The sequence below is a fragment of the Methyloceanibacter sp. genome (genome assembly GCF_035650995.1).
Taxonomy (GTDB): domain Bacteria; phylum Pseudomonadota; class Alphaproteobacteria; order Rhizobiales; family Methyloligellaceae; genus Methyloceanibacter.
On sequence record NZ_DASRGO010000005.1, the window covers coordinates 1 to 10,998 of the forward strand.

At 64.7% G+C, this 10,998-nt stretch carries 14 protein-coding genes and 2 pseudogenes; 15 read left to right on the forward strand and 1 reads right to left on the reverse strand.

Annotated elements, in window-relative coordinates:
- The 13 genes and pseudogenes from VFB18_RS00295 to rplQ form a co-directional block, all read left to right on the forward strand.
- Positions 1-97, forward strand: a pseudogene (locus VFB18_RS00295) (30S ribosomal protein S14); the annotation flags it as partial.
- A 9-nt stretch (positions 98-106) separates the two neighbouring features.
- Positions 107-505: a 30S ribosomal protein S8 gene (gene rpsH / locus VFB18_RS00300; RefSeq protein WP_324970279.1), complete on the forward strand. Its 399-nt coding sequence runs from the start codon at positions 107-109 to the stop codon at positions 503-505.
- A gap of 28 nt (positions 506-533) precedes the next feature.
- The gene (gene rplF / locus VFB18_RS00305) at positions 534-1,067 is read left to right on the forward strand and encodes a 50S ribosomal protein L6 (protein ID WP_324970280.1); all 534 of its coding nucleotides are present in this window, start codon (positions 534-536) and stop codon (positions 1,065-1,067) included.
- 10 nt (positions 1,068-1,077) lie between these two features.
- A complete protein-coding gene (gene rplR, locus VFB18_RS00310; RefSeq protein WP_324970281.1) occupies positions 1,078-1,440 on the forward strand; it encodes a 50S ribosomal protein L18 in 363 nt (120 codons plus the stop codon).
- Positions 1,441-1,461: 21 nt separating this feature from the next.
- A complete protein-coding gene (gene rpsE / locus VFB18_RS00315; protein ID WP_324970282.1) occupies positions 1,462-2,034 on the forward strand; it encodes a 30S ribosomal protein S5 in 573 nt (190 codons plus the stop codon).
- 24 nt (positions 2,035-2,058) lie between these two features.
- Positions 2,059-2,259 (forward strand): 50S ribosomal protein L30, encoded by a 201-nt coding sequence (rpmD, locus tag VFB18_RS00320; protein ID WP_324970283.1) that lies wholly within the window; start codon positions 2,059-2,061, stop codon positions 2,257-2,259.
- 18 nt (positions 2,260-2,277) lie between these two features.
- Positions 2,278-2,742 (forward strand): annotated as a pseudogene (gene rplO / locus VFB18_RS00325) (50S ribosomal protein L15); the annotation flags it as partial.
- Between the two features lie 269 nt (positions 2,743-3,011).
- Entirely contained in the window at positions 3,012-4,349 is a 1,338-nt protein-coding gene (secY, locus tag VFB18_RS00330; protein WP_324970284.1) for a preprotein translocase subunit SecY, read from the forward strand.
- Complete coding sequence (locus VFB18_RS00335) at positions 4,346-5,002, forward strand: adenylate kinase (protein ID WP_324970285.1); 657 nt, start codon at positions 4,346-4,348, stop codon at positions 5,000-5,002. Before secY ends, VFB18_RS00335 begins: the two co-directional genes overlap by 4 nt.
- 193 nt (positions 5,003-5,195) lie before the next feature.
- Positions 5,196-5,564 (forward strand): 30S ribosomal protein S13, encoded by a 369-nt coding sequence (gene rpsM, locus VFB18_RS00340; protein WP_324970286.1) that lies wholly within the window; start codon positions 5,196-5,198, stop codon positions 5,562-5,564.
- 80 nt (positions 5,565-5,644) lie between these two features.
- Positions 5,645-6,034, forward strand: a complete 390-nt coding sequence (gene rpsK, locus VFB18_RS00345) for a 30S ribosomal protein S11 (protein ID WP_324970287.1) — start codon at positions 5,645-5,647, stop codon at positions 6,032-6,034.
- 68 nt (positions 6,035-6,102) lie between these two features.
- Complete coding sequence (locus VFB18_RS00350) at positions 6,103-7,143, forward strand: DNA-directed RNA polymerase subunit alpha (RefSeq protein WP_324970288.1); 1,041 nt, start codon at positions 6,103-6,105, stop codon at positions 7,141-7,143.
- Between the two features lie 147 nt (positions 7,144-7,290).
- Positions 7,291-7,707, forward strand: a complete 417-nt coding sequence (rplQ, locus tag VFB18_RS00355; RefSeq protein WP_324970289.1) for a 50S ribosomal protein L17 — start codon at positions 7,291-7,293, stop codon at positions 7,705-7,707.
- 96 nt (positions 7,708-7,803) lie between these two features.
- Here rplQ and VFB18_RS00360 read toward each other — a convergent pair whose 3' ends face one another.
- The gene (locus VFB18_RS00360; RefSeq protein ID WP_324970290.1) at positions 7,804-8,343 is read right to left on the reverse strand and encodes an SRPBCC family protein; all 540 of its coding nucleotides are present in this window, start codon (positions 8,341-8,343) and stop codon (positions 7,804-7,806) included.
- A gap of 269 nt (positions 8,344-8,612) precedes the next feature.
- Between VFB18_RS00360 and VFB18_RS00365 the strand changes: the two genes are divergently transcribed.
- Positions 8,613-10,013, forward strand: coding sequence for a DegQ family serine endoprotease (locus tag VFB18_RS00365; RefSeq protein ID WP_414675612.1), 1,401 nt, complete (start codon positions 8,613-8,615; stop codon positions 10,011-10,013).
- Between the two features lie 2 nt (positions 10,014-10,015).
- Positions 10,016-10,998 (forward strand): replication-associated recombination protein A (locus VFB18_RS00370; RefSeq protein WP_324970292.1); only part of this gene is annotated, 983 nt, incomplete at its 3' end.

Consider the following 10,998-nt stretch of genomic DNA (forward strand, 5'->3'; position numbering starts at 1 on the left):
GCGCGGCTATTACCGCAAGCTGCGCATGTCGCGTATCGCGCTGCGCGAACTCGGAAGCCAGGGCCTGATCCCCGGCATGATCAAGTCGAGCTGGTAAGGACGATCGATGAGCATCAATGATCCGCTAGGTGACATGCTGGCCCGCATCCGCAACGCGCAGATGCGGCGCAAGGCCAAGGTCACGACGCCGGCCTCCAAGCTGCGCGAGCATGTGCTCGACGTGCTGACCGAGGAAGGCTATATCCGCGGCTATGCGCGCGTCGATTATTCGGGCGGCCGGTCGGAGTTCGAGATCGAGCTGAAATATTTCGACGGCGAGCCGGTGATCAAGGACATCAAGCGGGTGTCGACCCCCGGCCGGCGGGTGTACTCCTCGGTCAAGGATCTGCCCACCGTGGCCAACGGGCTCGGCGTCGCCATACTCTCGACGCCGAAGGGCGTCATGTCGGATTCCCGCGCGCGCACCGAGAATGTCGGCGGCGAGATTCTTTGCAACGTGTTCTAGGCGGGCTTTGGAAGCGAAGGTTTGAACGATGTCGCGGATCGGCAAAAAGGCGGTCGTGGTTCCGAGCGGCGTGACGGCCACGGTGAACGGCCAGGAGGTGGCGGTCAAGGGCCCCAAGGGCGAGCTCAAGCACGTCCTTGCCGATGCCATCGTCGCCAAGCTCGACAAAGGCCACATCGAGGTCGCCATGCGCGAGGACACCAAGGAGGCGCGCGCCCTGTGGGGCATGACGCGCACCATGGTCGCCAATCTCGTCGCCGGCGTGACCGAAGGCTTCACCAGGCGGCTCGAGATCACCGGCGTCGGCTATCGCGCGGCGGTGCAAGGCTCGAGCCTTCAGCTACAGCTCGGCTACAGCCACGACGTGAATTACCCGATCCCGAAAGGCATCCAAGTGGTGTGCCCGAAGCCGACCGAGATCGTCATCACCGGCATCGACCGGCAGAAGGTCGGACAGGTGGCGGCCGAAATCAGGCAGTTCAGGCCGCCTGAGCCGTACAAGGGTAAGGGCATCAAGTACGCGGGCGAGTTCATCCTCCGCAAGGAAGGCAAGAAGAAGTAGGACGAGAACGATGGGCGCGTTGAATGAAAGCTTCATGCGGCGTTCGCGCCGGGTCCGCCACTCGCTGAAGCGAGCGGCGAACGGGCGTGCGCGCCTGTCTGTGTTCCGCTCCTCAAAGCATATCTATGCGCAGGTGATCGACGACAGCGCCGGGCGGACGGTCGCGGCGGCCTCGACGCTGGACAAGGATTTGAAGGGCAATCTGCCCAAGGGCAGCGATCTTGCGGCGGCGACCGCCGTGGGCAAGCTCGTCGCCGAGCGCGCGCTGAAGGCGGGCGTCAAGGACGTGGTGTTCGATCGCGGCGGCTATATCTACCATGGGCGCGTCAAGGCGCTCGCCGAGGCCGCGCGCGAAGCTGGCTTGAATTTCTAGTCGTTCGGAAAGGACCAAGAGGTGGCACGAGCCCCGCAAGCAAGAGAGCGCGAAGAGCGCGAGCGCGACAGCGAGTTCGTCGACAAGCTCGTGCACATCAACCGCGTGGCCAAGGTGGTGAAGGGCGGACGGCGTTTCGGTTTCGCCGCGCTCGTGGTCGTCGGCGACCAGAAGGGCCGCGTCGGCTTCGGCCACGGCAAGGCGCGCGAGGTGCCCGAGGCGATCCGCAAGGCGACGGAAGCCGCCAAGCGCAACCTGGTCAAGGTGCCGTTGCGCGAAGGCCGCACGCTGCATCATGACGTGACCGGCCATCACGGTTCGGGCAAGGTCGTGCTCCGCGCGGCGCCCCCCGGCACCGGCATCATCGCCGGCGGTCCGATGCGCGCCGTGTTCGAGACGCTCGGCATCCAGGACGTGGTCGCCAAGTCGCTCGGAAGCTCAAATCCCTACAACATGGTCCGCGCCACTTTTGACGCATTGCGCCACGAAGATAGCCCCCGTGGCGTCGCCGCGAGGCGCGGCAAGAAGGTAAGCGAGATCGTCTCCCGCCGCAGGGACGGCGCGGGCGATGCCGCGGCCCCGGCAGAGGCGTAACGCCCAATAGGCAAGGTTTTAGACATGGCCGACACATCGAAACGGAAGACGATCACCGTCGAGCAGATTGGGAGTCCGATCCGGCGCCCCTATATTCAGCGCGCGACGCTGATCGGGCTCGGCCTCAACAAGATGCACAAGCGCCGCACGCTGATCGACAGCCCGCAAGTGCGCGGCATGGTGGCCAAAATCAGCCATCTCGTTCGCATCGTCGACGAGAAGTAGGCCTAAAGGACGAGACAGATGCGTTTGAACGAGATCAGGGACAACCCGGGCGCGACCAGCGCCAAGAAGCGACTCGGGCGCGGCATTGGCTCGGGCCTCGGCAAGACCGCCGGTAAGGGCACCAAGGGTCAGAAGGCGCGCGCGGGCGTCGCCATCAAAGGTTTCGAAGGCGGCCAGATGCCGCTTCACCGGCGCCTGCCGAAGCGCGGCTTCAACAACATCTTCGCCAAGAAGTTCAACGAGCTCAATCTCGGCAAGATCCAGGGCGCGATCGACGCCGGCACGCTCGACGGCACCAAGACGATCACGGTCGAGGCGCTCAAGGAAGCCGGCCTCATCCGCCGCGCCAAGGACGGCGTGCGTCTGCTCGGCTCGGGCGAGATCAAAGGCAAGCTCGTCTTCGAGGTGACCGGCGCATCGGCGAGCGCGGTCAAGGCCGTCGAGGCCAAGGGCGGGACGGTGACGCTCAGGTCGATTACCGGTCGCGAGAAGCCGGCCGCCGATTTCATCAAGGCCGAGAAGCGCGCGAAGAAGCGCGAGGCCCTCGCCGCCAAGGCGGCGGCCAAGGGCGGCAAGCCCAAGGCCGCCGAGGACGAGGGTGAGGCAGAGGCGCCCAAGGCCAAGAAGCCGAAGCCCGAAGGCAAGGCCGAGCACGGCGAGGCGAAGCCCGCTAAGAAGGACAAGTCCGAGTGACCCTAGCGGGCGCCTGAAGCGTCCGCCGGCGATCCTCGCATAGGGAAGAGAGCGCTCGAATGGTCTCAGCCGCGGAACAGCTCGTCTCCAATCTCAACTTTGCGGCTTTCGCCAAGGCCGAGGAACTCAAGAAGCGTATCTGGTTCACGCTCGGCGCGCTCCTGATCTACCGGCTCGGCACCTATATCCCGATCCCCGGCATCAACCCGCAGGCGCTGGCCGAGGTGTTCCGGCAGAACCAGAGCGGCATCCTCGGCATGTTCAACATGTTCTCCGGCGGTGCGGTCGCGCGCATGGCGATCTTCGCGCTCAACATCATGCCGTATATCTCGGCCTCGATCATCATCCAGCTGCTCACCACCGTTTCGCCGCATCTCGAGCAATTGAAGAAGGAAGGCGAGCAGGGCCGCCGGCAGATCAACCAATATACCCGCTACGGCACCGTGCTTCTTGCCGCGCTGCAAGGCTACGGCATCGCCGTGGGTCTCGAAGGCGCGGGCAATATCGTCCTCGATCCCGGACTCATGTTCCGCATCACGACCGCGATCACGCTGGTCGGGGGCACCGTGTTCCTGATGTGGCTTGGCGAGCAGATCACCGCGCGGGGCGTCGGCAACGGCATCTCGCTCATCATCTTTGCCGGCATCGTTGCGCAGTTGCCGCACGCCGTGGTCGGCACACTCGAACTCGGCCGCGAGGGGGCGCTTTCGACCGGGCTGATCATCGGGCTCCTCGTCATGGCCGTGGTGGTCGTCGGCATCATCGTGTTCATGGAGCGGGCGCAGCGGCGGCTGCTCGTGCAATATCCGAAGCGCCAGGTCGGCAATCGCATGTTCCAGGGCGATGCCTCGCATCTGCCGCTCAAGCTGAACAGCGCGGGCGTGATCCCGCCCATCTTCGCCTCGTCGCTGCTGCTTCTGCCGATCACGGTGGCCAACTTCTCGGCGGGGCAGGGGCCCGAATGGCTCACTACGGTGACCGCCATGCTGGGGCGGGGCCAGCCGGTGCACATTCTCCTTTACGTGTCGCTGATCGTCTTCTTCGCCTTCTTCTACACGGCGGTGGTGTTCAACCCGAAGGACACCGCCGACAATTTGAAGAAGTACGGCGGCTTCCTGCCGGGCATCAGGCCCGGCGAGCGTACCGCGGAATATATCGACTACGTGCTCACCAGGATCACGGTGGTGGGCGCCATCTATCTCGCCGCCGTGTGCGTGCTGCCGGAAATCCTCATCTCCTATGCCGGCGTGCCGTTCTATTTCGGCGGCACATCGCTGCTCATCGTGGTGAGCGTCACCATGGACACTGTCGCCCAGATCCAGAGCCATCTGCTTGCCCATCAATATGAGGGCCTGATCAAGCGGGCGCGGCTCAGAGGCGCGAGGCGAAACCGATGAACTTGGTCCTGCTCGGTCCTCCCGGGGCGGGCAAAGGCACTCAGGCCAAGCTTCTCGAGGACGGGCACGGCCTCACCAAGCTGTCCACGGGCGACATGCTGCGGGCGGCGGTTGCAGCCGGCACCGAGCTCGGACGGAAGGCCGGCGAGATCATGGAGCGCGGCGAGCTCGTGCCGGACGAGCTCGTCATCAAGCTGATCGCCGAGCGCATGGACGAAGGTGCGGCGGGGCAGGGCTTCATCCTCGACGGTTTTCCCCGCACCATCGCCCAGGCCGAGGCGCTCGACAGGCTGCTCGCCGAGCGCAACAAGCGGGTCGACCGGGTGATCGTGATGGAGGTCGATGACGAAGCGCTGGTCGAGCGCATCACCGGCCGCTTCGCCTGCGCCAATTGCGGGGAGGGCTATCATGACATCTACAAGCCGACCAAGGTGCCGGGCGTGTGCGACCGCTGCGGCGGGACGCAGTTCGTGCGGCGCAAGGACGACAACGAGGAGGTGGTGCGGTCGCGGCTCAAGGCCTACCACGCGCAAACCGAGCCCTTGATCGACTACTACACGCGGCAAGGGAAGGTGAGGACGGTCGACGGCATGGCCGACATCGCGACCGTGCAGAAGGACATCGACAAGGCGCTCGACGGCGTCTGCGCATAAAGGAGAAGAAATCGGGCAAATAGCGCCGGTTGACCTTGTCAAGCGGAATCGCTACATAAGCCCCCGCTGCATGAAAAGCGGACTGACCGGTCCTCGGGGGGTGTCTACCTTTCCGCGGTCGGTCTTATCGTGTTCAGACTAGAGACTCTGGCTTTAATTTCAGCACCTTAGCACGTGCTCGAGGAGGCGTTTCGTGGCCCGAATTGCAGGCGTTAATATCCCGACCAACAAGCGGGTCGAGGTGGCGCTGACCTATATCCACGGCATCGGCGATGCCTTTGCCAGGGAAATTTGCCAGAAGGTCGCGATTCCGGCCGAGCGCCGGGTCAGCCAGCTGACCGAGTCAGAGATCATCCAGATCCGCGAGGTGATCGACCGCGACTATGTGGTCGAGGGCGATCTGCGGCGCGATGTCGCCATGAATATCAAGCGGTTGATGGACCTCGGCTGCTATCGCGGGTTACGTCACCGCCGCGGGCTGCCGGTCCGCGGCCAGAGAACCCATACCAATGCGCGCACGCGCAAAGGCCCGGCCAAGCCGATTGCCGGCAAGAAGAAGTAGGTATTCCAGGGCTCGAGGCCGGGCTTCACAGCCGTTCGCCTCGCGCCGCCTTGAAACTTCGTACAATACGGGAATAGAGCATGGTCAAGGAGAAGGCGCGAGTTCGCCGCCGCGAAAAGAAGAACATCACGTCGGGCGTGGCCCACGTGCATGCGAGCTTCAACAACACGATGATCACCATCACCGACGCGCAAGGGAACGCGATCTCCTGGTCGTCGGCCGGCGCGATGGGGTTCAAGGGCTCGCGCAAGTCGACGCCCTACGCCGCTCAGGTCGCCGCCGAGGATGCCGGCAAGAAGGCGATGGAGCACGGCATGAAGAACCTCGAGATCGAGGTGAGGGGACCCGGGTCGGGCCGCGAGTCGGCCTTGCGCGCGCTTCAGGCGGCCGGCTTCAACATCATCTCGATCCGTGACGTGACGCCGATTCCGCACAATGGTTGCCGGCCCCGCAAGCGCCGGCGCGTCTGACAAGAAAGGCAAGCTACCCGTAAATGTTGCACGAGGATATTCGCAAGCTGGGCCAGGCGGCCCCGCTTATGGACCAAGAAAGGGCTTCACCGGTGCTCCAGAAGAACTGGCAAGATCTCATCAAGCCCACCAAGCTCAACGTTATTTCGGGCCGCGATCCGCAGCGTTTCGCTACGGTCGTCGCCGAGCCGCTCGAGCGTGGCTTCGGGCTCACTCTCGGCAATGCGCTGAGGCGCGTGCTGTTGTCCTCGCTCCAGGGCGCGGCCATCACCTCGGTGCATATCGACGGCGTGCTGCATGAATTCTCCTCGATTCCCGGCGTGCGCGAGGACGTGACCGACATCGTGCTCAACATCAAGGAGATCGCGCTCCGCCAGCATTCCGAGGGCGTGAAGCGCATGGTGCTCAAGAAGGAAGGCCCGGGCGTGGCCAAGGCCGGCGACATCGAGGGCGGTTCCGACATCGAGATCCTAAACCCCGAGCACGTGATCTGCACCCTCGACCAGGGCGCCTCGATCCGCATGGAGTTCACCACCTCGACCGGCAAAGGCTATGTGCCGGCCGAACGCAACCGTCCCGACGATGCGCCGATCGGCTATATCCCGGTCGATTCGCTCTACAGCCCGGTGCGCAAGGTCTCCTACCGCGTCGAGAATACCCGCGAGGGCCAGATCCTCGACTACGACAAGCTCACCATGGACATCGAAACCGACGGCTCGGTCAGGCCCGAGGACACCGTGGCGCTCGCCGCCCGCATCGTGCAGGACCAGCTCTCGGTGTTCGTCAATTTCGAGGAGCCGAAGAAGGAAGTCGCCCTCGAGCGGCAGCCAGAGCTCGTGTTCAACGCGGCGCTGCTCAAGAAGGTGGACGAACTCGAGCTCTCGGTGCGCTCGGCCAACTGCCTCAAGAACGACAACATCGTGTATATCGGCGACCTGATCCAGAAGACGGAAGCCGAGATGCTGCGCACCCCGAACTTCGGCCGCAAGTCGCTGAACGAGATCAAGGAAGTGCTCGCCTCGATGGGTCTCCATCTCGGCATGGAAGTGCCGGACTGGCCGCCGGAGAACATCGAAGAGCTCGCCAAGCGTTTCGAGGATCATTACTGATCAGAAGCCGGAATCAGAAGTCAGAAGTCGGAATTCAGAAGTCGGAGGTTGGGAAGAGGAGCGGATTATCAGGATCGAGCGTCGTGACGGCTTTTTTCTGATTTCCGATTTCTGATTTCTGACTTTCGAGAACCGGAGGTTCTCCCCGTGCGCCATCGTAACGCCGGCCGTAAGCTCAACCGCACTGCGAGCCATCGCAGCGCGCTCTTCGCGAGCCTCGCCACCGCACTCATCAAGCACGAGCAGATCGCGACCACGCTGCCCAAGGCCAAAGAGCTCAGGCGCGTCACCGACCGCCTGATCACGCTCGCCAAGCGTGGCGATCTCCACGCGCGGCGTCTCGCCTTCTCGCGCATCCGCGACGAGGCCACCGTGGCGAAGCTGTTTGACACGCTCGGCCCCCGTTATGCGGATCGTCCCGGCGGCTATACGCGGGTAATGAAGGCCGGCTTCCGCTACGGCGATTCCGCGCCGATGGCGGTCATCGAGCTGGTCGACCGCGACGTGTCCGCGCGCGGCGCCGATTCAGGGCCGACGCAAGAACAGGAAGAGGCCGCGGCGTAGCCGGCGGCCGCTCGTTCCGCTCACCCACACAGAGCCAGAAACGCGATGGCCGGGCTTTCGCCCGGCCATGACCGTTCTTGAAGGAATGCCCACCGGCTATTTGTCGTCGTCGTCGTCTTGCTGCGCCTCGTCGGGATGCTTCTTGTCCCAGGTCTCGATGGCGAGCTTCTTGATGCCCTTCACGCCGTCGCCGAGGATGCCGGTGATGACCTTCTTCGCCTCCTCCTCGGTCTTGCCGTCGGCGGGATCGAAGTCGGACTGCCAGAAGATAACGGTACGGTCGGGCTCGTCGTCGGCCTCGAGCCAGAGCTTGGACTTGTAGTTCTTCACCGGCAGCGGGCTCTCGACGATCTCGTAGGTGTAGGCTACGTCCTCGGTGCCGGTCAGCTTCTCCTTGATCTTGCCGCCGTCTTTCAGCGTGAGCGTGCGGAAGGTCACGTCACCCTCTTTGGTCTCCTCGCATTTGGCGACCGCGGGATGCCACTTCTCGATGGCGCAGAATGCGCCGATTTCCGCCCAAACCTCTGGCGGCAAGCCCGGTGCCTCGATCCTTTTCTTGACCGTGATCGCGTAGGCAGAGCCGGTTGAGATCACGACGGCCAAGCCGGTGATCGCGGCCAATTTCATCATACGCATGCGTTTCTCTCCCAGGGTGTCGTTGACCTTTTTCTCGCAACACGCCGGCGGCATCTTAGTAGAATGACGAAGGCCGGCAAGGCCCGGTAAGCCTTGAATCGGTGTCAAACCGCCCCAGTTTCCTTCCAGATTCGCCTTGGGTTATAGGAGAAGCTAGGTGCTTCCAGGCTTAACGCGACCGGCAATTATGAGCGATGGACATCTTGGCAAATTCATCGGGTAAACTTGGCATCGTCTTCCTGTCTGTCTGGCTGACCGCCGGCGCGGGGGTGGCGCCCCCGGCCGATGCTCAGCAGCGCGCGGCGCCTGAACCGCAGGCGCAGCACGAGCGCGTCGTCCCCGAGAGCCAAGTCGCCGTCAAGCAATCCTTCGCCCCGGTGGTGAAGAAGGCGGCTCCGGCCGTGGTGAACGTCTATGTGCAGCATACCGTGCAACAGATCGTGTCGCCGTTCGGGGACGATCCGTTCTTCAGCCAATTGTTCGGCGAGCGCTTCGGTATCCCGCGCGAGCGCATCCAGAACTCGCTCGGCTCCGGTGTTCTGGTCGATCCGAGCGGCCTCGTCGTCACCAACAACCACGTGATCCAGGGGGGCGGGGAGGCGGAGATCACGGTTGCGCTCTCCGACGGACGCGAGTTCCCGGCCAAGGTCGTGCTCAAGGACGAGCACACCGACCTCGCCGTGCTTCGCCTCGACGCCAAGGGCGCCAAGTTTCCGGTCATCGAGTTCGCCGATTCGGACAGTCTCGAGGTCGGGGATCTCGTGCTTGCCATCGGCGATCCGTTCGGGGTCGGCCAGACGGTGACGAGCGGTATCGTCTCGGCGCTCGCCCGCACCCAGGTCGGCATTTCCGACTATCAGTTCTTCATCCAGACCGACGCCGCCATCAATCCCGGCAATTCGGGCGGGGCGCTCGTCGACATGGACGGCAAGCTCGCCGGCATCAACACGGCGATCTTCTCGCGCAGCGGCGGCTCGCACGGCATCGGATTTGCGATTCCGTCCAACATGGTGCGGCTCGTGGTTCAGTCCGCGCTCAAGGGCGTGGCGGCGGTGCAAAGACCTTGGCTCGGCGCCACGCTTCAGCCGGTGACCTCGGACATCGCCGATTCCCTCGGGCTGCCGACGCCTTCCGGCGCTCTGGTGGCGAAAGTCGCGGCCAAGGGCCCCGCCGCCAAGGCCGGGCTTGCCGCCGGCGACGTGGTGATCGGCGTCGACGGCAAGGAGGTCAAGGACCCGCAGGCCTTCGACTACCGCTTCCTCACCAAGGGCATCGGCGGGACGGCCGAACTCACGCTGTTGCGCAAGGGGCAGAAGATGACGACGACCATCGCCCTGCTCGCCCCGGTCGAGGACCCGCCGCGCGACGCGCGCGAACTCACCGGGCACCATCCGCTGTCGGGCTGCAAGGTCGCCAATCTCTCGCCTGCCGTGGCGCAGGAACTCGGCGTCGACGACGACACGCGGCAGGGCGTAGTCGTGCTCGACGTCAAGGACGATACGCCTGCCGCGCGGATCGGCGTTCAGCGGGGCGACATCGTGGTCTCGCTGAACAACGAAAAGGTCTCTTCCGTCGCCCAGCTCGCCGCGGCGCTCGATCTTTCCGGCGACCGCTGGCGGCTCTCGGTCGAGCGCGACGGCAAAGTGTTCAACCTCGCGATCTCGGGCTGACCATGAAAAAGTCCGCGGCGACATTGTTCGAGGCTGCCGGACTGTCGGACAGCGCGCCGCGGCCGCTCGCCGACCGCCTGCGCCCCAAGAGCCTCGACGAGGTCATCGGCCAGGAGCACCTCCTTGGGCCGGAGGGGAGCCTCCGGCGCATGGTGAACGCGGGCAGGCTCGCCTCGGTCATCTTCTGGGGACCGCCCGGCACCGGCAAGACCACCGTCGCGCGGCTTCTCGCCGAGGTGACCGATCATCATTTCGAGCAGCTCTCGGCGATTCATTCGGGCGTCTCCGATCTGCGCAAGGTGTTCGACGCTGCCAAGGCGCGGCGCGAGGAGGGGCGCGGCACGCTGCTCTTCGTCGACGAGATTCACCGCTTCAACCGCTCGCAGCAGGATGCCTTTCTGCCGCATATGGAAGACGGCACCATCATCCTGGTCGGCGCCACGACCGAGAACCCCTCCTTTGAGCTCAACTCGGCGCTCCTGTCGCGGGCAAGCGTGCTCGTGTTCAAGCGGCTCGACGAGGCGGCGCTGGAAGCGCTCCTCGAGCGCGCCGAGGCGCACGAGAAACGCAAGCTGCCGTTGACCGCCGACGCCCGCGCAGCGTTGATCAACATGGCCGACGGCGACGGGCGCGGGCTGATCAATCTCGCCGAGGACGTGTTCCTGGCCACGGCGTCGGGGGTCGAGGCGCCGCTCGACCGCGAGGCCCTGGTCAAGCTCGTGCAGCGCCGCGCGCCCATCTACGACAAGAGCCAAGACGGGCACTACAATCTCATCAGCGCGCTGCACAAATCGGTGCGCGGCTCGGACCCCGACGCGGCACTCTACTGGCTCGCGCGCATGCTCGCCGGCGGCGAGGACCCGCTCTATATCGCGCGGCGGCTCGTGCGCATGGCGGTCGAGGATATCGGCCTTGCCGATCCGAATGCGCTGGTGCAGGCGCTCGCCGCCAAGGACACTTACGACTTTCTCGGCTCGCCGGAAGG